20 protein-coding genes and 1 tRNA gene are annotated in these 21,749 nt (G+C 73.1%); 6 read left to right on the top strand and 15 right to left on the bottom strand.

The window, feature by feature from the left end; genetic code table 11:
• Positions 1 to 7 precede the first annotated feature (7 nt).
• The 6 genes from H299_RS0102280 to H299_RS39815 all read right to left on the bottom strand — a co-directional run bounded on the left by H299_RS0102280 (position 8) and on the right by H299_RS39815 (position 4,190).
• A tRNA-Ala gene (locus H299_RS0102280) sits at positions 8 to 80 on the bottom strand.
• Positions 81 to 218: 138 nt separating this feature from the next.
• Positions 219 to 857, bottom strand: coding sequence for a histidine phosphatase family protein (locus H299_RS0102275; RefSeq protein WP_027747083.1), 639 nt, complete (start codon positions 855 to 857; stop codon positions 219 to 221).
• Positions 854 to 1,264, bottom strand: coding sequence for a ribosome silencing factor (gene rsfS, locus H299_RS0102270; RefSeq protein WP_027747082.1), 411 nt, complete (start codon positions 1,262 to 1,264; stop codon positions 854 to 856). The genes H299_RS0102275 and rsfS overlap by 4 nt, the downstream gene beginning before the upstream one ends.
• A 171-nt stretch (positions 1,265 to 1,435) precedes the next feature.
• Positions 1,436 to 3,328 (bottom strand): LytR C-terminal domain-containing protein, encoded by a 1,893-nt coding sequence (locus tag H299_RS0102265; RefSeq protein ID WP_027747081.1) that lies wholly within the window; start codon positions 3,326 to 3,328, stop codon positions 1,436 to 1,438.
• Complete coding sequence (gene nadD, locus H299_RS0102260) at positions 3,325 to 3,981, bottom strand: nicotinate-nucleotide adenylyltransferase (RefSeq protein WP_027747080.1); 657 nt, start codon at positions 3,979 to 3,981, stop codon at positions 3,325 to 3,327. The genes H299_RS0102265 and nadD overlap by 4 nt, the downstream gene beginning before the upstream one ends.
• 44 nt (positions 3,982 to 4,025) lie before the next feature.
• Positions 4,026 to 4,190 carry a hypothetical protein gene (locus H299_RS39815; RefSeq protein ID WP_037757269.1) on the bottom strand — a complete coding sequence of 55 codons (165 nt, stop codon included), beginning with the start codon at positions 4,188 to 4,190 and terminating at the stop codon, positions 4,026 to 4,028.
• 316 nt (positions 4,191 to 4,506) lie between these two features.
• Here H299_RS39815 and H299_RS0102250 point away from each other — a divergent pair, with 316 nt between their 5' ends.
• A complete protein-coding gene (locus tag H299_RS0102250) occupies positions 4,507 to 5,634 on the top strand; it encodes a M48 family metallopeptidase (protein WP_027747079.1) in 1,128 nt (375 codons plus the stop codon).
• Between the two features lie 60 nt (positions 5,635 to 5,694).
• On the opposite strand, the gene H299_RS0102245 is transcribed toward H299_RS0102250, so the two are convergent.
• The 5 genes from H299_RS0102245 to proB all read right to left on the bottom strand — a co-directional run bounded on the left by H299_RS0102245 (position 5,695) and on the right by proB (position 10,972).
• Positions 5,695 to 6,801 (bottom strand): SCO2583 family membrane protein, encoded by a 1,107-nt coding sequence (locus H299_RS0102245; RefSeq protein WP_027747078.1) that lies wholly within the window; start codon positions 6,799 to 6,801, stop codon positions 5,695 to 5,697.
• 155 nt (positions 6,802 to 6,956) lie between these two features.
• A complete protein-coding gene (locus H299_RS31720; RefSeq protein WP_051262031.1) occupies positions 6,957 to 7,595 on the bottom strand; it encodes an SCO2584 family spore wall biosynthesis protein in 639 nt (212 codons plus the stop codon).
• Between the two features lie 62 nt (positions 7,596 to 7,657).
• Entirely contained in the window at positions 7,658 to 9,007 is a 1,350-nt protein-coding gene (locus H299_RS0102235) for a glutamate-5-semialdehyde dehydrogenase (protein ID WP_078512424.1), read from the bottom strand.
• A 104-nt stretch (positions 9,008 to 9,111) separates the two neighbouring features.
• A complete protein-coding gene (locus H299_RS31715; RefSeq protein ID WP_106965697.1) occupies positions 9,112 to 9,597 on the bottom strand; it encodes a hypothetical protein in 486 nt (161 codons plus the stop codon).
• 277 nt (positions 9,598 to 9,874) lie between these two features.
• Positions 9,875 to 10,972 (bottom strand): glutamate 5-kinase, encoded by a 1,098-nt coding sequence (gene proB, locus H299_RS0102225; RefSeq protein ID WP_027747076.1) that lies wholly within the window; start codon positions 10,970 to 10,972, stop codon positions 9,875 to 9,877.
• Between the two features lie 448 nt (positions 10,973 to 11,420).
• Between proB and H299_RS31710 the strand changes: the two genes are divergently transcribed.
• Positions 11,421 to 13,538, top strand: a complete 2,118-nt coding sequence (locus H299_RS31710; protein WP_051262030.1) for a hypothetical protein — start codon at positions 11,421 to 11,423, stop codon at positions 13,536 to 13,538.
• A 126-nt stretch (positions 13,539 to 13,664) separates the two neighbouring features.
• Here the strand turns inward: H299_RS31710 and H299_RS0102215 are convergent, their stop codons facing one another.
• Both H299_RS0102215 and H299_RS0102210 read right to left on the bottom strand, forming a co-directional pair.
• On the bottom strand, positions 13,665 to 13,985 hold the full coding sequence (locus H299_RS0102215; RefSeq protein WP_027747075.1) for an SMR family transporter: 321 nt from the start codon (positions 13,983 to 13,985) through the stop codon (positions 13,665 to 13,667).
• Positions 13,982 to 14,650, bottom strand: coding sequence for an NAD(P)H-dependent oxidoreductase (locus H299_RS0102210; protein WP_027747074.1), 669 nt, complete (start codon positions 14,648 to 14,650; stop codon positions 13,982 to 13,984). Before H299_RS0102210 ends, H299_RS0102215 begins: the two co-directional genes overlap by 4 nt.
• 107 nt (positions 14,651 to 14,757) lie before the next feature.
• Here H299_RS0102210 and H299_RS0102205 point away from each other — a divergent pair, with 107 nt between their 5' ends.
• Positions 14,758 to 15,417, top strand: coding sequence for a TetR/AcrR family transcriptional regulator (locus H299_RS0102205; RefSeq protein ID WP_078512387.1), 660 nt, complete (start codon positions 14,758 to 14,760; stop codon positions 15,415 to 15,417).
• Positions 15,418 to 15,458: 41 nt separating this feature from the next.
• Here the strand turns inward: H299_RS0102205 and H299_RS31705 are convergent, their stop codons facing one another.
• Complete coding sequence (locus tag H299_RS31705) at positions 15,459 to 16,967, bottom strand: MFS transporter (protein ID WP_199782378.1); 1,509 nt, start codon at positions 16,965 to 16,967, stop codon at positions 15,459 to 15,461.
• A gap of 317 nt (positions 16,968 to 17,284) precedes the next feature.
• On the opposite strand from H299_RS31705, the gene H299_RS0102195 reads away from it, so the two are divergent.
• Positions 17,285 to 18,241, top strand: a complete 957-nt coding sequence (locus H299_RS0102195; protein WP_027747072.1) for an LD-carboxypeptidase — start codon at positions 17,285 to 17,287, stop codon at positions 18,239 to 18,241.
• A gap of 130 nt (positions 18,242 to 18,371) precedes the next feature.
• Here the strand turns inward: H299_RS0102195 and H299_RS31700 are convergent, their stop codons facing one another.
• The gene (locus H299_RS31700; protein WP_486587119.1) at positions 18,372 to 19,082 is read right to left on the bottom strand and encodes a trimeric intracellular cation channel family protein; all 711 of its coding nucleotides are present in this window, start codon (positions 19,080 to 19,082) and stop codon (positions 18,372 to 18,374) included.
• 283 nt (positions 19,083 to 19,365) lie between these two features.
• Here H299_RS31700 and H299_RS0102185 point away from each other — a divergent pair, with 283 nt between their 5' ends.
• Both H299_RS0102185 and H299_RS31695 read left to right on the top strand, forming a co-directional pair.
• A complete protein-coding gene (locus H299_RS0102185) occupies positions 19,366 to 20,565 on the top strand; it encodes an MFS transporter (RefSeq protein WP_027747071.1) in 1,200 nt (399 codons plus the stop codon).
• Between the two features lie 175 nt (positions 20,566 to 20,740).
• A complete protein-coding gene (locus tag H299_RS31695; RefSeq protein WP_051262029.1) occupies positions 20,741 to 21,679 on the top strand; it encodes a LysR family transcriptional regulator in 939 nt (312 codons plus the stop codon).
• Positions 21,680 to 21,749 lie beyond the last annotated feature (70 nt).

Here is a 21,749-nt window from a genome sequence, read left to right as displayed (position 1 = left end):
CTGCTTGTGGAGCTAAGGAGAATTGAACTCCTGACCTCTTGCATGCCATGCAAGCGCTCTACCAACTGAGCTATAGCCCCGCGCTCCCGGCCCCTCGGACGAGGTGTCCGCGGCGCCTTGAACGAGAAGAATCGTAACCGGTGACCGGGCCGATTGAGAAATCGGCCCGCCCCACGGGACGGAGGAGCCGGCCCGTCCGCCCCGCCCGCCCCGCCCGCTCAGTCGTCGTCGCCGAGTACGGGCTCCGGCAGCGTGCCCGCGTTGTGCTCCAGCAGCCGCCAGCCGCGCAGGCTCTCGCCCAGCACCGACCAGCAGCAGTTGGACAGCCCGCCGAGCGCCTCCCAGGTGTGCGGCTCGAGCCCCAGCAGCCGGCCGATCGAGGTGCGTATCGTCCCGCCGTGGCTGGCGACGACCAGCGTGCCCTCGTCCGGCAGCTTCTCGACGGCCTGCTCGATGACGGGGGCGGCCCGGTCGGCGACCTCGGTCTCCAGCTCGCCGCCGCCGCGCCGCACCGGCTCGCCGCGCTTCCAGGCCTCGTACTGCTCCCCGAAACGCTCGATGATCTCCTCGTGGGTCAGCCCCTGCCAGGCACCTGCGTACGTCTCGCGCAGCCGCTCGTCGTGCGTGACGGTGAGGCCGGTCAGCGTGGCCAGTTCGGCCGCGGTGGCGACCGTGCGCAGCAGGTCGGAGGCGATGATGAGATCCGGCTTCATGCTCGCCAGCAGCCGCGCGGAGCGGCGCGCCTGTGCGATGCCCACCTCGCTGAGCGCGATGTCCGTCGTGCCCTGGAAGCGGCGCTCCAGGTTCCACGGTGTCTGGCCGTGGCGCCAGAGCACCACTCGGCGGCCCCGGCTCACTGGGCCTCCTCCTCGTACGCAGCCCCCTTGCCCCGGGTGGCCTTGGCGTCCTCGGTCAGCTCGATCTCCGGGCAGTCCTTCCACAGCCGCTCCAGCGCGTAGTAGACGCGCTCCTCGGTGTGCTGGACGTGCACGACGATGTCCACGAAGTCCAGCAGGACCCAGCGCCCCTCGCGCTCGCCCTCGCGGCGCGCCGGCTTCACGCCGTGCTCCTTGAGCAGCCGCTCCTCGATGGCGTCCACGATGGACCTGACCTGACGGTCATTGGGCGCGGAGGCGAGCAGGAAGGCGTCGGTGAGGGCGAGGACCTCGCTCACGTCGTAGGCGACGATGTCGTGCGCGAGCTTGTCGGCGGCTGCCTGCCCGGCGGCGTTGATCAGCTCGGTGGAACGGTCGGTGGCGGTCACAGGCCATGCTTTCGATCGGAGTCAGGGACGCGGGGGCGCCCGCCCGGACGGAGATACGGCGCCCGGCCGTGCGTACGCGGCAGTACCAAGGATCTCACGCCGCGCCGTACCCCCTCCTCCCCATCGCCGGAGCGGCACCGCCGGAGCGGCGCCGCACCCGCCCACCTGCGGTCACGGCTTGTAGTCGCCGCCCAGTACCACCGTCACGTCCGCGTTCCCGGCGGCCTTGCCCTTGCGCACCGCGCCGGCGGGCAGCCCGAGCGTCTTGGCGACCTCCTCGGCCTGTGCCTTGTGCTTCCCGTCCGCGTAGCTCACCCGCGACTTCGCCTGCGTGGCCGCCTCCCCGCCGTCGACGACCGAGTAGCCGCCGTTGACCAGGGCCGCCTGCGCGGCGGTGTTCGCGCCCTTGACGCCGCTGGCGTCCTGCACCCGCACCTGCGGGGCCGCGTCCGGATCGGAGTTCTTGACGGTGCCGCCGAGCACGTCCTTGACCATGCCGTCGCTGGTCGTCGCGCTCAGCGTGCCGTCGCGCTGGACGGGCAGCAGCCGGGTGTCGTACGCGCCGTCCTTGGCGAGTTCCGCGAGCTGGGCCAGGGTCGCCCCGAGCGACTCCTCCGAGAGGGAAGGGTCCTGGATCTGGCCGAGCGACTCCACCGTGCTGGTCGCCGCGCCCTTGTCGCTCGACACCTTCTTCAGCACCGCGTGCATGACCTGCCCGAAGCGGGCCAGTTGCTTGGTCCTGGCCTCGTCGCCGCCGCGGTGGGTCGCGTAGGCGACAGCCGCCTGGCCGTCCAGCGTCCGCGCCTTGCCCTGCCGCACCAGCGGGTCGTCGCCCTTCTTCGGCCCGGGCACGGTGGCGTCCGCGTCGACGGCGACGCCGCCGACGGAGTCCACGAGAATCTCCAGATACGGGGTGTCCAGCCGCCAGGTGCCCTGGATGTCCGCACCGAACAGCGTGTTCAGGGCGTCCCTGGTGGGGGTGGCGCCCTCGCTCTCGACGGACTTGCCCAGCGTGGTGGTGCCGCCGTCCGAGGTGGCGACGGCCAGCGAGTTCGGCAGCAGCAGGGTGGTGCCCTGCTTCGCGGTGGCGTTGTCGACGAGCAGAGCCGTCGAACTCTCGTCGTTCTCGGTGGAGCGCAGATGGACGACGAGCACGTCGCGCTTGGCCCCCGCCGCCTTCTCCTCGGTGTCGGAGTCGCCGCCGACGCCGGGCAGCTTCCCGGCCGACCAGAGGTATCCCGTACCGCCCAGCAGCGCGAGGACGAGCAGCACGATCAGCAGGCTCTTGCGGGTACGGCCGCGCCGCTTGGCCTCCTCGCGCCGCTCCGTGCGGCTCTCGGTGAACTTGAGCCAGTCGATGACGTCCTCGGAGTCGTCCGCCTTCTCCTCGACGAACGCGAACTGCTCCGTCTCGTACGCCGTCCCCGGCTCGTGCTCCGGCGCGGCCTGCGGGTCCGGCGCGGTCTGCTGCTCGGGGGCGTACGGCTCCTCGGGCGCGTACTGCTCCGGGGCGTACTGCCCGGGCACCCGCTGCTCGGGCGCCTGCCCCTCGGCCGGCGGCGGCTGCGCCTGCCGGGGCACCCGGGCACCGGTGTCGGTGGCCGCGCCGTAGGGGTCGTAGGCGTCGTAGCCGTAGCCCGCCTGCTCCTGCCGGGGCAGCGGGCCGGTCTGCTCGGGCTGACCGGGGTGGGGGCCCGTGGCGTACGGGTCCTGGTACGGGGTGGCGTACGAATCCTGGTAGGGCGCCTGGTACGGGCCCTGCGCCGGGTACTGCTGCGGCTGCGCGTACTGCTGGGGTTCCGCGTACTGCTGCTGCTCCGGATACTGCTGGTGGCCCGGGTACTGCTGGGGGTCCGCGTACGGGTCCGGCACCGGCGGCTGCTGCCCGCTCTCCGTGACGTACGGGGCGTAGGGCTGCTGGTACCCGTCGTACGAGGGGTAGCCCGGCTCCGGCACGGACGGCTGCTGTTGCTGCTGCTGGTAGATCGGCTGGCCGTACTCGTCGTAGCCGAGGATCTGCGGCTGCTGCTGACCGTAGGGGTCGTACCCGTAGCCCTCGGTCACGATGCCGCTCCCTCCGCCCCGTCCCGGTACAGCTGCCTCTTGCTGATGTAGCGCACCACACCGTCGGGCACCAGGTACCAGACCGGATCGCCGTTCTCCACCCGCGCCCGGCAGCCGGTCGAGGAGATCGCCAGCGCCGGCACCTCGACGAGCGAGACCCCGCCGTCCGGCAGCCCGGGGTCGGTCAGCGTGTGCCCGGGCCGGGTCACCCCGATGAAGTGGGCGAGCGAGAACAGCTCCTTTGCGTCCCGCCAGGTCAGGATCTGGGCCAGCGCGTCCGCGCCGGTGATGAAGAAGAGGTCCGCGTCCCGGTGTTCGGCGCGCAGGTCGCGCAGGGTGTCGATGGTGTACGTACGGCCGCCGCGGTCGATGTCGCTGCGGCTGACCGAGAACTGCGGGTTGGAGGCGGTGGCGATCACCGTCATCAGATAGCGGTCCTCCGCCGGGGAGACCTTCTGATGGCTCTTCTGCCACGGCTGGCCCGTCGGCACGAAGACCACCTCATCGAGGCCGAACCGCGCCGCCACCTCGCTGGCGGCGACGAGGTGGCCGTGGTGGATGGGGTCGAAGGTACCGCCCATCACACCGAGCCGGCGTCTCCCGGTGGCGGTGCCGCCCCCGGTGCCGGTGCCGGGCACTATGTGCTCTCCCATGCGTGCCGACCTTAGCCGCTAGCTGGCCACGCCGGAGGCGCGGCTCAGCGGTCCCGGTTGAAGCGGGTGGTGATCCACAACAGCAGGAGCAGGGCCAGCAGCGCGCCGCCGCCCGTGACGAAGGGGTTGAGGCTCTCGTGCTCGCCACCGTGCTCCCCACCGGAAGCGACGGCAACGAGGGAGTCGTGCGCGGAGCTGATCAGAGTCATCGTCGGCTGGACCTATCCATGAGTGCGGGCGGGGATACTGGATGCGAACGTTGCTGCGCCACATCGTATGCGTGCGTACCGGAGGGCCCCACCCCGACTCGTCCTCCGTGCGCGCCCCGCCGCCGCGTGCCACCGGGTCCGCTCCGCGAACCGGGCCTCGGCACCGGCCAGTTCCCGGCCCGCCGCGCGCGGAGCGCCGCAGCGTCTGGGCCGCACCGCCCGCCGCGCGCGGTTGTCGCAACCCGGATACGGTCTGCCGCACCCCGGGACCGCACCGATTACTGTGGGCAGTCCAGTCGACGTGGGGGAGTAGGACATGACCAACGACGGTACGGACAACACCGAGCACCTGCCCGGCCGCGACAGGCGCCGGTTCCCGGGGATCTCCTCGCGGGCGTACGAGCACCCGGCCGACCGCTCCGCCCTGGTGGCGCTGCGCAAACTGACCGGCTTCGACACAGTCTTCAAGGCCCTCAGCGCACTGCTTCCCGAGCGCAGCCTGCGGCTCCTCTTCCTCTCCGACTCCGTGCGGGTGAGCGACGAGCAGTTCGCCCATCTGCACGAAATGCTGCGGGACGCCTGTTACATACTGGACCTGGAGAAGGTCCCCCCGATGTACGTCAACCAGGACCCGTACCCCAACGCCATGTGCATCGGGCTCGACGAGCCGATCATCGTGGTGACCACCGGCCTGGTCGAGCTGCTGGACGACGAGGAGATGCGCGCGGTCGTCGGCCACGAGGTCGGCCACGCGCTGTCGGGGCACGCGGTCTACCGGACGATACTGCTGTTCCTGACCAACCTCGCGCTGAAGGTCGCCTGGATTCCGCTGGGCAACGTCGCGATCATGGCGATCGTCACGGCCCTGCGCGAGTGGTTCCGCAAGTCGGAGCTGTCCGCGGACCGGGCGGGGCTGCTGGTGGGCCAGGATCTCCAGGCGTCCATGCGCGGCCTCATGAAGCTGGCGGGCGGCAACCACCTGCACGAGATGAACGTCGACTCGTTCCTCAAGCAGGCCGAGGAGTACGAGAAGGGCGGCGACCTGCGCGACTCCGTGCTGAAGATCATGAACGTGCTGCCGCGCAGCCACCCCTTCACCACGGTGCGCGCCGCCGAGCTGCGCAAGTGGGCGGCCAGCCGCGACTACCAGCGGATCATGGACGGGCACTACGACCGGCGTGCGGACGACAAGGACTCCTCGGTCTCCGACTCCTTCAAGCAGTCGGCGAGCCACTACGCCGAGACGATGAAGTCCAGCAAGGACCCGCTGGCGACCCTCGTGCGGGACATCGCGGGCGGCGCCGGGGACCTGGGCGGCAAGCTGCGCGACACCTTCACCGGGAACCGCGGCGGCAAGGCTGCCGGCGGCGGGAGCAGCAACGGGAACGGGAACGGCGGCACCGACGGCGGCGGCGAGAGCGACCGCGGCCCCGACGCGCGCTGACCGGCGGACCGCGCCGGGCGGGCGGGCCGGGCCTCGCGGCCGGTCAGCCCGCCGCGCCGGTCACCCCGCCCGCGCCGGGTGGGCCGGCCGGGGCTGGGCCGAGTCCGCCAGCACCCCGCACATCGACCTGCGGGACTGGTCCCTCGCGTAGGGATCGGTCCCGGCGGGCGCACCCTCCTTGGCCCGCTCCCCCGCCGTCAGGGGCTTGAGCGCGCTCGCGGAGTCGGCCGAGCAGGCCATCGGCCCGGCCCGCATGCTCACCTGCTCCACGCTCAGCTGGTGGTCCCGCAGATCGCTCCGCTCGAAGTGGAAGCGCACCTCGCGGCGCACGGTGAAGAGCGAGGCACTGCCCGTGTCCCCGGCGGCGGGCCGTACGGCGTACACGAAGACGTGGTCCGCGGTGACCTCCAGGGCGTCCGGCCCGGCCTCCTCGACGGTGAAGGTGCCGCTGGCCCGGATGTCCCGCCCGGCCAGCGCCACCTGCGACGCGTCGAAGCGCACCATCCAGCCGGTGGCCACGTGCCGCGTGTCGTCCCGCGGTGCCTCCACGCTCTGGTCGAACTGGGTGAGCTGGCCGGGGTCGAGCAGGATGCGCACCGAACTGACCGCGCCGCCGGTGAGCACGGCCGGGTCCAGCGAGCTGGCCACCACGTAGTCCTTCGCGCCCGCGAGCGCGGCCAGCACCTGGCTCTCGGAGAAGTGCTCGGTACGGTGTGCGTCCGGCAGTGCGACGCCGTCCGCGCCGTGCCCGAACCCGGCCGCCGGGCTGTGCTCGAACAGGTCGGCCGGTGTCGCGCCCGGCACCCGCTCCTGGGGGGCCAGCGGCAGCACGGCGACCCGCATGGGCTGGGCGGGGGCGGCACCGGGGCTGCGGTACGGGTTGCGGACGCCCATGTAGATCGCGGTGCCGAAGGCCAGCGCGATGAGCAGGACCAGCACGAGGCCCTGCCGCGAGGTGTGGGCGGCGATGCCCCTGCCCGGGGACCGGCGGGGGCGGCTGCGCACCGCCGCGTGCTCCTCGTCCGCCAGCCGCTCCTGCGCGGAGTACTCCTGGAGCCGGGCAGCCTCGACGAAGGACTCGTCGAAGACGAGCGAGCGGTACTCGTCGTCACCGCCGCCCGAAGGCCCTTCCCACGGGCCTTCCGGAGGTTTCTCGCTCCCGGCCATAACAAGAGGGTAGGTCCGCGCGGCCACTTGTAAACGCGTGCCGACCCGGCAACTTCACCCGTCCGCACCGGGGCCGCGCACCCCGCGGCACCGGCTGACGCTCCGGCCCGCCTGATCGGTTTACGGCACCCGCTTACGGCACCGGCTCGACCGGCTTACGGCACCGGCCCCGGGGCCACCCGCTCGCCACGTGGAAACGACCCGTCGGGAGCGGCGGCGCCCTGCGAGCCCAGCCCCTCCGGCGTCTGCCCGACGCCGGTGGTCGCGGGGGGCTGCTTCGGCTCCTGCCGCTGGCTGGACGCGGCGCCCCGGTAGACCGCGGTGAAGGCGAGGGCGACCATGCCGATGCCCATCACCACCGCGAGCACCCAGGCGACCGGCCGCTGCCAGCGCGAGTGGCCCCGGTACGGGCGGTGGGCGTCCTGGTCGGCGGCACCCTCGCCGTACGCGTACCCGTGGTCGTAGCCGTGCTCGTACTCATGGTCGTAGCCGTAGCCGTAACCCGAGGTATAGCCGTAGCCCGAGTCCGTCGGGTACGGCAGGCCGCCCGGCGGGAGGCCCTCGGCACCGGGTCTGTGCCCGGCCCCGTCCTCGTACGGTCGGGGCTCGGATTCGGCATGGGACTGGGCGGCGGCGAGTATCCGCTCGACGGCAGTCGGCTCGTGAACCTCGGCGGAACGCACGAAGTCCTCGTCGAAGACCACGGCGGCGAACTCGTCATCCGCGCCCCCGTGGTGGCGGTTGTCGGGCTCCTCGCCGTCCGGCAACGGCTGGCCCCCCACATTGTCCGGCACGCCGCCCAGCCTAGTCCGAAGCGGTCAATTTGGGCAGGGCGAGCGGCGATCGGAGCACAGGATCAGCCTCTGGTATGACCGTCGCCGGTCACCACGTACTTCGTGGAGGTGAGTTCCGGTAGCCCCATGGGGCCGCGTGCGTGCAGCTTCTGCGTGGAGATGCCGATCTCCGCGCCGAAGCCGAACTGGCCGCCGTCCGTGAAGCGCGTCGAGGCGTTGACGATCACCGCGGTGGAGTCGACCAGCGTGGTGAACCGGCGCGCGGCGGCGGCGTCCGCGGTGACGATCGCCTCGGTGTGGCCCGAGGTCCACCGCCGGATGTGCGCGACGGCGGCGTCCAGCGAGGGCACCACGGCGGCGGCGATGTCGTAGGAGAGGTACTCGGTGCCCCAGTCCTCCTCGGTCGCCGGTACGACGCCCCCGGCCTCGGCACCCGCCTCGGCGCCCGCCCGCTGCCACGCCTGGTCCCCGTGCACGGTGACGCCCGCGGCCCGCAGCGCGGCAAGCGCGCGGGGCAGGAAGGCGTCCGCGATCCCGGAGTGCACCAGCACGGTCTCGGCGGCGTTGCAGACGCTCGGGCGCTGGGCCTTGGAGTTGACCAGGATGTCGACGGCCATCTCGAGGTCGGCCCGCTCGTCGACGTAGACGTGGCAGTTGCCGACGCCGGTCTCGATGACCGGAACGGTGGACTCCTCCACGACCGTACGGATCAGCGAGGCCCCGCCGCGCGGGATCAGCACGTCGACCAGCCCGCGCGCCCGCATCAGCTCCTTGACCGACTCGCGGCTCTCCCCCGGCACCAGTTGCACCGCGTCGGCGGGCAGCCCGCTGCCCGCGACCGCGTCCCGCAGGACACCCACCAGTGCGGTGTTGGAGGCGTAGGCCGAGGAGGAGCCGCGCAGCAGCACCGCGTTCCCGGACTTCAGGCAGAGCGCGGCGGCATCGACCGTCACGTTGGGGCGGGCCTCGTAGACGATGCCGACGACGCCGAGCGGCACCCGTACCTGGCGCAGTTCCAGGCCGTTGGGCAGCGTCGAGCCGCGCACGACCTCGCCGACCGGGTCGGGGAGGGCCACCACGTCCCGTACGTCCGCGGCGATGGCCGCGATCCGCTCGGCCGTCAAGGTGAGCCGGTCCACCTGGGAGTCGGCCGTCCCGGTGGCGCGGGCCCGGGCGACGTCCTCGGCGTTGGCCGCGACGATCTCGCCGCTGCGGGCGATCAGCGCGTCGGCGACCGCGAGCAGCGCGGCGTCGCGTGCCGTGCGCGGCAGCGGCGCCAGCTCGGCGGCGGCCTCCTTCGCCCGGCGGGCGGTCTCCGTCACGGACGCCGCCGCGGACGACGGGCCGGCGGCGGACCCGGCAGGCTCGGTGGCGGTCTCGGCGGGCTCGGTCCCCGGTGTGCTGCGGCTCATGCGCGGCAGCTTAGCCACGTCCCGCACCGCCTCGACGCTCCGTTCACTCTTCGGGACGGAACCCCGACCAGAAAGTGCACAGGAGCCCGCCGCCGGGCGCCTCGTCAGAACGGGTGCACGCCCACCGGCGTCGCCGGAGCGGGCCCGTACCCCTCTTCCCGGCGCTGCCGGAAGGTCTCGCGGCCGATGACCTCCAGCCCCACGATCTCCCACGGCGGCAGGCTGGCCGAGGAGCGGTGCTCGCCCCACAGCCGCAGCGCGACGGCCGCCGCGTCGTGCAGGTCCCGCGCCTCCTCCCAGTAGCGGATCTCGGCGTGGTCGTTGGCGTAGCGGCTGGTCAGCAGGAAGGGGTGGTCGTGCGCGAGTTGCTCCAGCGCCTTGCGGACCTCGCGCAGCGGCGCCTCCGCGCCCGCGACACTGAGCGTGACGTGCCAGAGCCGGGACACCTCCCGCTCCTTGCCCGCGCCGCCCGGACGGGAGTCCCCGCCCGGTCCGGTACGGTCGGCGGGCTCCTCCTCCTGCCGGGCGCGGCGTGCTCCCCCGTGCCGCTGGGGGATCGCCCTCTCGTCGACGCTGGCCAGTCGTCTCACCGGGGCCCTCCTGAATGGTGCGAAGTCAGCGGGTCAAGCGGTCCCGGTGGCCGGTGTGGGGTGGCCGGTACCGCACGGGCGTCCCGTACCCGCCCCGTACGCGTCGCCGGGCGCGTGCCGGGGCGTCCTTTCCGCGACGCCCAGACAAAGTTGACCAGTCCGCGAGCGACCGCGTGGCGTTTTTACCGAAGGTGTCCTTGCAAAGACCGGAGTTTCCCGCGTCCCGCCCGTCCCTGACCGCCCGGCGAGCCGCGTGGCGCCCCATGTGTCGCGGCGGCTACGAACGCAGCAGCACCAGGTCGTCCCTGTGTACGACCTCCCGCTCGTACTCCGGCCCCAGCTCGCGTGCAAGATCGCGGGTCGAACGCCCGATCAGCCACGGGATCTCGCGCGCGTCGAAGTTGACCAGCCCGCGCCCGACCGCCACGCCCCGCGCGTCCCGCAGCTCCACCGGGTCGCCCGCCGCGAACTCGCCCTCGACGCCGGCGATCCCGGCGGGCAGCAGCGAGCTGCGCCGTTCGACCACGGCGCGCACCGCGCCGTCGTCCAGTACGAGGGCGCCGCGCGGCGCCGAGGCGTGCGCCAGCCACAGCATCCGGTCCGCCGCACGGCGCCCGGTGGGGTGGAAGAGGGTGCCGGTGGGCCGGCCCGCCAGCGCGTCGCCCGCGTGCGTGGCGGAGGTGAGCACGACGGGGATGCCGGCCGCCGCCGCGATCCGGGCCGCCTCCACCTTGGTGACCATGCCGCCGGTGCCGACCCCGGCCTTGCCCGCGCTGCCGATGTCGATCCCGGCCAGGTCGGCGGGGCCGGCGACCTCGGCGATCCGTGTGGTGCCGGACGTCGCCGGGTTCCCGTCGTAGAGGCCGTCCACGTCGGAGAGCAGCACCAGCAGGTCGGCCCGTACGAGGTGGGCGACCAGGGCGGCGAGCCGGTCGTTGTCGCCGAAGCGGATCTCGTCCGTCGCCACGGTGTCGTTCTCGTTGACCACGGGGACGGCGCCCATGGCCAGCAGCTGGTCCAGGGTGCGGTAGGCGTTGCGGTAGTGGGCACGGCGGCTGGTGTCGTCGGAGGTCAGCAGCACCTGCCCGACGCGGCGCCCGTAGCGCGCGAAAGAGGCGGTGTAGCGGGCGACCAGCAGCCCCTGCCCGACGCTGGCGGCGGCCTGCTGCCGGGCCAGGTCGCGGGGGCGGCCCTCCAGCCCCAGCGGTGCGAGCCCGGCCGCGATGGCGCCGGAGGAGACGAGGACGACCTCCTTGGCCGTGTGCTTGGCGAGGGCGTCGACCAGGGCGTCGACCCGGTCCGCGTCGAGCCCGCCGACGGCGGTGGTCAAAGAGGAGGAACCGACCTTGACCACGATCCGGCGGGCCGCCGTCACCTCGGGACGCACGGCGGCCCGCGCGGGCCGCGGTACCGCTCCCGGCCCTGGCTCCGGGGCCGCTCCGGCCGCTGCTCGCGCCACCGCTTCTCCCGGCACTTCTCCTGACGCTGACACTCTCGCCCGTTCCTCGAACTCGCCGCTCGTCGCCGCCCCGGTCCGGCGCGCCGCGTACCCGCTGCCGGGCCGCCTCCGCCGTGCCCCTGTCCGGAGCCGGTCACCGCAGGTAATCTATGCCAGTGGCGGGCGTGTGACGTAGTCGTTCCGCCCTGTGGACACGGGGCGGGCGCAGGTCACCGCCACGTATGGGGGTATTTGAAATGCTGTGGGTCACGGAAAATTGTCACCGGGGCTGAGACCGTCATACGGTCGGTCACTCAGTAACCCGATGTTCTCACCCCCACAGCCAGGTCAGATTCCGATCGCACTCCTGCCAGGAGCCCAGCCCGTGCCCTCTGCCGGACTCTCCCCACGACGCGCTGTCCAGCTGGCCGCGCTGCTCGCACTGCTGGTGCTGTACTCCCTCCAGCTCGCGGGCGCTCTACTGCCGAACGTGCCGGTATTCGTGACCGCCTCGGTCGCCGGACTCGCACTCGACCTCTATCTCCAGCACAAGCAGCCCGGCCTGCTCGCCCTGCTGGGCAGAGTGCGCTTCGACGTCGTCACCCGACAACTGCTCCGCGACATGATCATCGTAGTCGGCCTGGTGCGGCTGCCGGACGTGGAGCGGGTGGAGGAGATGGGCGTCGTCCCGCTGCTCCTCGGCTGCTACGCGGCGCACTTCTTCTGCCAGGCCATCGCGGTGCTCGTGCGCCGCAGCCGTACGCTCCCCATCGTCACCCGCAACATCGACGCCTCCGGACTCGGCCTGACGGCCGCCCCGCCGCGGCTGCTGCTGCGCCAGCCCAGCCGCCGGCTGCTGCGCTTCATGATCCCGTCGACGCTGGGCATGCTGGTGACGGCGATGACCTCCGAGCGGGGCTGGGCCCTGGCCGGGCTCTCGGTCACGCTGCTGCTGTCGCTGGGCAGCGCGGCCCACCTGGCGGGCTGGCTGCTGCCGAAGAAGCGCACCGCGGGCGACGAGCAGGTGCTGGCCTGGCTGGACAGCTGGCTGGCGGACTACCGGCCGACGGTGGGCATGTACTTCTCCGGCGGCGCGTCCTCCGCCTACCAGGCGAACATGTGGCTGAGCACGCTCACCGCGCTCGACGGCCGCCCGCTGATCGTGCTGCGCGAGCGTTTCATGGTGCAGAAGATCGACGCGACCGACGTGCCGATCATCTGCATCCCGAAGGTCGCGCACCTGATGCACCTGGAACAGTCGACGCTGAAAGTGCTGCTGCACCCGGCGAACTCCGGCAAGACCTCCCAGGTGCTGCGCATTCCCACCATCAAGCACGCCTTCACCAACCACGGCGAGAGCGACAAGCTCTCCTCCTGCAACCCCTACGCCAAGGCGTACGACGAGGTGTGGGTCGCCGGTCCCGCCGCGCGCGAGCGCTACCAGCTCGCCGACATCGGCGTGGACGACAAGGACGTGGTCGAGGTCGGCCGCCCGCAGCTGGCACCGATCCGGCCGTACGCCGGTCCGCCTGCGGCGGACGACTTCACCACCGTGCTCTACGCCCCCACCTGGGAGGGCTGGACCAACGACCCGGGCAACACCTCGGTCATCCTGGCCGGGGAGAACATCGTCCGCGAGCTGCTCGCCGACCCGGCGGTCCGGCTGCTCTACAAGCCGCATCCGATGACCGGCTCCGTCGACCCCCGTGCGGGCATCGCCGACCAGCGCATCCGCGCGATGATCGCGGAGGCGAACGCGGAGCGCACCGGCCCCGAGCCGGACCCCGAGGCCGTCGCCGCGCTGGCACAGTGCGCCGCCGAGCTGGACGAGCTGACCCGCACGTCCTTCCGGCGCAGCGGGGACGAGACGGAGCGGATGCTGCTCCAGTCCTGTCCCGACAGCGAGCGCGCGGCAGCCGTGGAGGCGGCCCGCAGGGCCTGGGAAGAGGCGTACTGGGCGTCGGTCCCGCGCTGGCAGCACCAGGTGGTCACCGGCTCCCGGCCCGCCATCTACACCTGCTTCAACCAAGCGGACCTGCTCATCAGCGACGTCTCCAGCGTCGTCTCGGACTATCTCAGCAGCGAGAAGCCCTACGCGGTCGCGAACACCAGCGGCCTGGCGGAGGCGGACTTCAAGTCGGGCTTCCCGACCGTACGGGCGGCCACGATCCTCTCGCCGGAGGCGGCGGAGGTCCCGGCGCTGCTGGCGAGCGTGCGCGACCCGGCCAAGGACACGCTGGCCGCCGCCCGCGCCGAGCTGAAGGTGCACCTGCTGGGTCCGGCGGACCCGCCCTCGCTCGTCCGCTTCAACCGTGCCGCGCTGGAGCTGTGCGCGACGGCTGACGCGCGCAACCTGCGGGCGGCGACCCGGCTGGCGTCGGAGATCCCCGGCCAGCGCGAGCTGGCGGGTACGGCGGAGGACGCGGAGCTGGAGGCCATGGCCGGGGACGTCGTCCCGGCACTGGACGCGCCCGCCGACTCGGAGGACGCGGTCACCGCCTGACGGCGGCTCGACGCGGCGCACCACACTGCACCACACCGCACCGCCCGACATCGCACGACACCACGGCCCGGCCGCAGCGGTCACCCGCTGTGCCGGGCCGTTCGGCGCTCCGGGCACCCGGCCCCGTCACGCGTCGCCCGTCGCGTGGGCCAGTGCCACTCCCCCGACGATCAAGGCGAGCGCGGCCAGCCGGCCGGCGCCCAACGGCTCGTGGTGCGCGAGCGCCCCCAGGGCGATCGCGCCGGCGGCGCCGATGCCCATGAAGACGACGTACGCCGTACCGGCGGGCACCGTGCGCATGGCCAGGGTCAGCAGGTAGACCGTTTCGGCCGCGAGGGCGAAGCACAGCAGGGTGGGCAGCGGCCGGGTGAAGTTCCGCGTCGGCTTGATGCTCTGCGACCAGGCGGCCTCCACCAGGCCCGAGAGCACCAGCAGGACCCAGCTCACGACGCCGCTCCCATCGTGTGCGACACGCGCTCCCGGCCCAGCCTGGCCGCCGCCTCCAGCGCGGCCGACAGGGACGCCTCGTGCGCCTCGCGCCGCCCGGCCAGCACCGGGTCCACCACCGAGTTCGCCAGCTCCGCGTGCAGGAACTCCACGTCAAGGAGGGCGAGATGACCGGCGAGGAAGTCCCGCAGATAGCGCTCCTGGTAGTCGTAGGCGGCCTTGGGCGCCCCGGGCACGTACGAACCGCCGCGCGCCGAGGCGACGACCACCCGGCGGCCCGCCAGCGACATCCGCGGGAAGGTGATCTGGTCGATCCACGCCTTGAGCGCGGCGGGCACCGAGTAGTTGTACATCGGGGTGCCGATCAGGATCACGTCCGCCGCGAGGAGTTCGGCGAGCAGCGGCTCGACGACCTCCCAGGCGGCTGCCCGTGCCGGTGTCGTCACCGCCTCGGTGTACCGGTCGATGTCGGTGATGCCGTGCGCGAGGAGGTGGTCGCAGATCTCCGTCCACGCCTCGCCGAGGTGCGGTATCGGGGCGGCGGCGAGATCGCGGTACGTACGGCTGCCGCCCGCCGCCTCCCACGCCTGTGCGAAGGCGCCGCTCACCCGGCGGGAGAAGGAGCGGGTACGGGCGCTGGCGTCGAGATGGAGCAGGTGCGTCATGGGGTGTTCCTCATCGCATCAGAGAAGTGGACGGTACGTCCGCTTCGATGACCCGGACCCTAACACCAAGCGGACGCATCGTCCACTTCCTGCGCTAGGCTGCTCCCATGACCCACGGACGAGACCTGCTCGGTCAGCACGGCACACACGGCCCCCAGGACACGCACGGCGGCGGTACCCGGCCGCCCGAGCGCGCCGACGCCGCCCGGAACCGCGCGCTGGTGCTGGCCGCCGCCCGCGAGCTGTTCGCCGCCCGCGACCCGCGCGAGGTGACCATGGAGGACATCGCCCGCGCGGCGGGCATCGGCAAGGGCACGCTCTACCGGCGCTACCGGGACAAGTCCTCGATCGCCGTCGCCCTGCTGGACGAGCACGAACGGGAACTCCAGGAACGCCTGCTGCGCGGCTCCCCGCCGCTGGGGCCGGGCGCCACCCCGGCGACGCGGCTGGCGGCCTTCTACGCGGCGATGGTCGACCTCCTGGAGCTGCACGGCGAGCTGGTGCTGGGCGCCGAGACCGGGCGCTCCCGCTTCACCACCGGCGCGTACGGGTTCTGGCGCGCGCACGTCCGCAGCCTGCTCGTCGCGGCGCAGCAGGAGCAGCAAGAGCAGCAAGAGCACGCACCCGAGCCCGAGCCCGACGCCATGGTGGAGGTGCTGCTCGCCCCGCTCGCACCGGAGGTGTACCGGCACCAGCGCACGGCGCTGGGCCTCACACCCGCCCAGATCAGCGCGGCGCTGGCCCGGCTCGCGCACGGCGTCCTGTGACGGTGCGCGAGCCGCGCCCCCGCGAGCCGGGCCGCCGCCCGTCAGCCCTCGGCGGCGCCCTTGCGGCGCGCCTCCCGGCCGGGCCGGTCGTCGCGCGCCGCCCACCACAGTCCGGCGGCGGCCACCAGGACCCCGGCCGTCGCGTAGCGGAACGCCGTCCGGAAGCCCTCGACCCGCGCGCCGACCTCGGCGTCCGCGTGCTCGACGGCCATCGCGGCGCCCACCAGCACGGCCAGCCCCAGTGAGCCGCCCAGCTGGTCCACCGAGCGCTGCACTCCGGCCGCGACGCCCGCGTCCTCCTCGGTGACCTCGAAGAGCGCCGCGTTCTGGAGGGCGACCAGCCCGACGCCCATGCCGACCCCGACCAGGAGCATGCCCGGCAGGACGTCCGTCCAGAGGGAGCCCTCCACCGGCAGCAGGGCCAGCCAGCCGAGGCCCAGCGCGGTGCACAGCAGCCCGAGGATGGCCGTGTACTTCATGCCGAACACCGCGATCAGCCGCGCCACCTGGGTGACGGAGAGGATGATCACGGCGGAGAACGGCAGGTACGCCAGGCCCGCCTCCATCGGGCTCAGCCCGAGGATCTCCTGCATGTAGAGCGTGGCCAGGAAGAACGTGGTGGAGAGCCCGGCGCTCAGCAGGATGGTCGCGGCGTTGGCCAGCAGCCGGGTGCGGTGCGCGAAGAAGCCGAGCGGCACGAGCGGCTCGGCCGTACGGGACTCCAGCAGGACGAACGTACCGAGGGCGAGCAGCCCGACCGCGATCGGCCCGGCCACGGTGGCGTCCGTCCAGCCGTGGTCCGCCGTGCGCAGGATGCCGAAGACCAGGGCGAGCGGGCCGAGCGTGAGCAGACCGGCCCCCGGCAGGTCCAACCGCCGCCACGCGCCCGACATCGGCCCCTCGGGCCGCACCAGCAGCGGGGTCACCAGCAGGACGACCAGGGCGAGCGGCACGTTGAGGCCGAAGATCCACCGCCAGTGCAGGTACTCGGTCAGCACGCCGGACAGCAGGACGCCCACCGCCAGGCCGCTGGCCGAGACCGCGCCCCACACCCCGAGCGCCTTGGCGCGCTCGGCGGGCTCGGGGTAGAGCAGCGCGATCAGCGACATGGCGGCGGGTGAGGCCAGCGCCTCGCCCATGCCCTGCCCGAAGCGCGCGAGGACCAGCACCTCCAGGCTGGGTGCCAGTCCGGCCGCGAGGGAGGCGAGGGCGAACAGGGCGGTGCCGACCAGGAACATCCGGCGCCGCCCCAGCAGGTCGCTGATCCGGCCGCCGAGGAGCAGCAGCCCGCCGCCGACGAGGGTGTAGCCGGTGACGACCCAGGACAGCTCGGTGGGTGAGGCGTCGAACCGGGCGCCGATGGCGGGCAGCGCGACGTTGACGGCGGTGACGTCGATGACGATGAGGAACTGGAGGACGGACAGCAGGACGAGGACCACGCCACGGCGGCGCGGGGGCTCATCGGGGCGGGCGCTCGGCCTCGGGTCCGGGGCGGGGCCGACCGGCGCGGAGTTCTCCGGAGCAGAGTTGTCCGGGGGGAAGGTGTTCAAGAAAGTGGGTACTCCAGATCGGGCCTCCGTCGCACGGACGGAGACCGGGGGAAGTGACGGAGACTTCCGTGCCGGCTGCGCCGCGAGAGACCTCGCGCGGCGGACGGCACTCCGGAGTTACTTGGTGACTGCGATACCCACCCGGGGACCGTATCCGCCGGACGACGACGCTGACAACCGGTATCGGGGGTCGAGGCTGGTGGGCTCGCATGTTCAGGTGTCGCGTACGCGCTGACTCAGCAGCCTGGCTGCCTTGACGGTGAGTGATTGGCGCAGACGGCTCACCTTCGGCCCGGCGGGTAATGGAAGATCCCGGCATGGACACCTGCGACAGTCGTCAGACCGTGCGATCGCCGCGGTTACGGCCCGGGGATCGAGTGCGGATCGTCTCTCCGGCCAGTCCACCCGGCCGCGAGGGAGTCGCCCGTGGCGTCGAACTCCTCACGTCATGGGGGCTGCGGGTCGAATTGGGCGAGCACGTCTTCGACCAATGGGGGTATATGGCGGGCCGGGACGAGGATCGCGTCTTCGACCTGAACTCCGCGTTCGGTGACCCTGGAGTCCGCGCGGTCATGGCCACCCGGGGCGGCAAAGGCGCGTACCGCATCGTTGACGACCTGGACATCGACGCCCTGCGGCGCGACCCGAAACCCCTGGTCGGCTTCAGCGACATCACCCACCTCCACCTCGCCCTGTGGGCGCGATGCGGTCTGGCCTCGCTGCATGGTCCGTTCGCCGTCCGGAGCGACGAACCGTCCGGGCAGGCGTCAGCCGAAGCCCTTCGCCGCGCGCTGATGACCACCGACCCTGTGATCATCCGCCGGGACACCGGCCAAGCCGGCGCGGCGGTCACCGTCGAGGGCACCGCGACCGGTGTCTTGGTCGGCGGCAACCTTGACGCGATCCGCACCGAAGCCGGAGCCGGTCTGCCGCGCCTCAAGGGGGCGATCCTCTTTCTCGAACACCACAGAGGCACAGGACTGGGAGAGGTCGACCGAGCACTGACCCAGCTGCTGCGCACGGGGGCCCTGGAGGGGCTGTGCGGTGTCGCACTCGGCCAGTTCCTCGGCTTCGACCAGGACGCCGGTGATCCGACCCTGGGAGGGTGGGGCATCGCCGACGTCCTGCGCGACCGGCTGACGCGCCTGGGTGTTCCCGTCCTCGGTGGACTCCCTGCCGGACACGGCCTGCATCCTCCGGCCATCCCACTCGGCACCCAGGCCACGATGGACACCGCCGAAGGAACGTTGACGGTTCAGCCAGCCGTCGTCTGACCGTCGACCGCCTTACCCGGCGTGCAAGGCCCGCGCGGCGGTGATCGACCGGGCGCTCGATGACCGCGTGTGGCCGCCGGGTTGGCGTGTCGGCTCCAGGTGCCGCACCGCCCCGGGCCAGCCGCGCTGATCAGCCGTCCGGGCCGGAGTCAGGGCCGCGACCGGGGTCAAGGTCAGGGCCGGAGCCGGGCCGGGGGCGGCGGCGCACGCGGTCGTACACCGAGCGGGGCTGCCAGTCGCGGTGTCCGGGCAGAATCCACTCCCGGTGCAGGGCCGTCAGCCGCAGCACCGTGCCGACGGTGATGCCGATCAAGATCCCGAGGGTGGGCGACCCCGCCTGCGCGCAGATCACCATGATGCCGCTGACCAGCAGCGCGACCGTCCCGTAGAGCGGTGTGCCACCGAAGATGCCGGGCCGGACCCCGATCAGCAGATCCCGTACGGCGCCACCGCCCACGGCCGTGGTCATGCCCAGCAGCACGGCGGGCAGCCAGCCCAGTCCGGCGTCGAGCGTCTTCTGCGCCCCGGCGACCGCCCAGAAGCTGAGTACGGCCGCGTCCAGCAGGTTGAACGTACGGCTGGAGGTGTGGCGGCGCAGATCGATCGCGAACGCGAGCAGGGCTCCGCCGACGGCGGTCGGCAGGTACGCGTAGTCCGTCAGGGCCACCGGGGTGCCGTGCTGGAGCAGCACGTCGCGGATGATGCCGCCGCCGAGGCCGGAGACGATGCCGATGATCACGAAGCCGAAGAGGTCCATGCCCCGGCCGCGCACCAGCACCCCGCCCAGCAGACCGTTGGCGAAGACGCCCGCCAGGTCGAGCACCCGGGTCACCTCTGTCACGCCCTCCGGTGACAGCCAGCCACCCGCCATGCCCGTACCCTCCGCCCGTCCCGTGTCCCCGTGGAGTCCCTGCGCACAGGTATACCGAAGGTGCGCACGGTCGGCAGACCCGAGTGCCCCTCGGGGACGCCGCGTACGCGCGGAAGGGGCGCGGCGGCCGGGCACCATTCATGCGCGAGACGCATAGGTGGCGCTCCTGCGGCATTTCCGCGCGGGACGCGGCCCTGCCTAGCATCCGGGAAGTGGCGCCACACTGCCTCTTCCCTTCGCTCAAGGAAACGCCGTGCCCCTGGTCTCCCTGCTCGCGGTCGGCGCGTTCGCGCTCGGCCTCGACGCGTACGTCACCGCCGGCCTGCTGCCGGTCGTCGCCGACGACTTCGGCTCCTCGGTCTCCGCCACCGGGCAGATGGTGACCGCGTTCACCCTCGCCTACGCACTCGCCTCACCCGTGGTCGCGGCACTGCTGTCCGCCTCGCGGCAGCGCCTCGGGCTGCTCGCCTCGCTGGCCGTCTTCGCTCTCGCCAACGTGGGAAGCGCCCTGGCGCCCTCACTCGCCGTCCTGCTGGTCACCCGTGCCGTGGCGGGCGTGGGCGCCGGGGTCTACCTCGCCCTCGCGGTCTCCGCCGTCGCGACGCTGGTGAGCCGGGAGCGCCAGGGCCGGGCACTCGCACTGATCATGGGCGGCATGAGCAGCGGCACCGTACTCGGCGTGCCGCTGGGCGTCCTGATCGCCCAGCAGGCCGGCTGGCGCGCGACGCTCTGGCTGGTGGCCGCGCTGGGCGCCACCGCGTGCGCGGGCCTGGCCCTGCGGCTGCCGCGCTTCACGGCCGCCACCGCCCCCTCGCTGCGCCGGCGGGTGTCCGTCCTGGCCGACCAGCGAGTGATGTCGGTGGTGACCGTCTCCTTCCTCGCCGCCGTCGGCAGCCTCGGGCTCTACACCTATCTCGCCCCCGTCATGGAGTCCCCTGCCATGGGCGGCGTGGAGAGCATCACCCTCTATCTGTGGGCCTGGGGCGTGGGCGGCGTCGTCGGCAGTCTGCTCATCGGCCGCGTCCTGGACCGCACCCGGCGCCCGTACGCTCTGGTCCTGGGCATCATGGCCCTGCTGGCCTGCGCCCTCCTCGCCTTCCGGTTCGCCGGCGGCCTCACCCCGCTGCTCGCGCTCGTCCCGCTGGCGGTGTGGGGCGCGGTCGGCTGGGCACTCCAGGTGCCGCAGCAGCACGACCTGATCGCCGCCCGCGGGGAACACGGTGGTCCGGTGGCCGTGGCGCTCAACGAGTCCGCGCTGTATCTGGGCAGCGCCGTCGGCTCGGGGCTCGGCGGGCTCGCCTTCAGCCTGGGCTGGGACGCCTCGGTGCTGCCCCTGTGGGCGGCCGGTTTCGCGCTGCTGGGCCTGCTCGTCCAGCTCACCTGGGTACGTACGGCCGGCCGGCGCGGCACCGCGCCGAGGAGCACGCCCGTACCCGGCGCGGACAGGGCCTGAGGGCCGTCCCGCGACCCCGGGCGGGCGTACGACGGCGGCTGCGGCGCCACGCTGCGGCGCCGCCTCCGTCGCCGTGCACCGATCCGCCGGGGAGGGCGGGACAGTCGTAGGCTGGCAGGACGGCGGCACCACTCCGGCTCGGCCGTGCACCGGCTCAGGAGGGGCGGACGACCAGATGCTCGGCGACGGGAACATCGGCATACGCCAGCTGCGCGCCTTCCTCACTCTCGCGCAGACGCTCAACTTCACCCAGGCCGCCGCCGAACTCGGCACCACCCAGCCCTCGCTGTCCCGCACCATCCGCCGGCTGGAGGAGGAGACCCGGGTGCGGCTGCTGGACCGCACCACCCGCCGGGTCGGCCTCAGCCCCGAGGGGATGCGGCTGCGTGACGAGCTGTTGGTGGTGCTGCCCCGGCTGGAGGCCGCCCTCGCCCCCGCACCCGAGAACGCCCCGCTCCGGCTGGGCTTCACCTGGCTGCTGCCCGGCGGCTGGCTGCACCGGGCGATGGCCCGCTTCGAGCGCGACACCGGCGTAGGCGTCGAGCTGGCCCGCCGGGACGCACTGCACGCCGGGGTCACCGAGGGTGCCGTGGACGTGGCCCTGCTGCGCGTCAAGGAGGTGCCCAGAGGGTTGCGTGCGGTGGAGCTGGGCAGCGAACCGCAGGTCGCGGCGGTGCTGCGCACCTCGGAACTGGCCCGACGGGCCAGCCTGGAGTGGGCCGAGCTGGCCGGGCACCCGATCGTGGCGAACACCGTCAGCGGTACGGTGCGCGGCGAGTGCTGGCCCGCCGAGCGGCGGCCGGAGCACATCGTCAACTGCGGCAACTTCGACGAGTGGCTGGAGCTGATCGCGGCGGGGAAGGGCGTCGGCGTCGGCCCCGAACTCCTGCGCCGCCGCAGGCCGCACCCCGCTCTCACCTTCGTGCCCCTGACCGGGGTGGCTCCCGTGCCGCTGCGGCTCGTACGCCCCCTCCAGGGCACGCATCCCCTCTCCGAGCGCTTCATGCGGCTGGCCAAGGGCGTGCTGGACGAGCAGCGCCGCCGGTACGCCGCCGGGAGCGTCAGCACTCCCCCGCGTACGCCCGCGGCGCGGGCGGCCGCTCTTCCGGAGTGAAGACGGCACCTGCCGCGTCCGGCCGTGTGCTGCTGCCGTGCCCCGTGGGAGGGGCCCGGCCGCCGAGGCA

The organism is Streptomyces sp. CNH287 (assembly GCF_000424825.1).
This window is presented reverse-complemented; position numbering and strand designations above follow the sequence as displayed.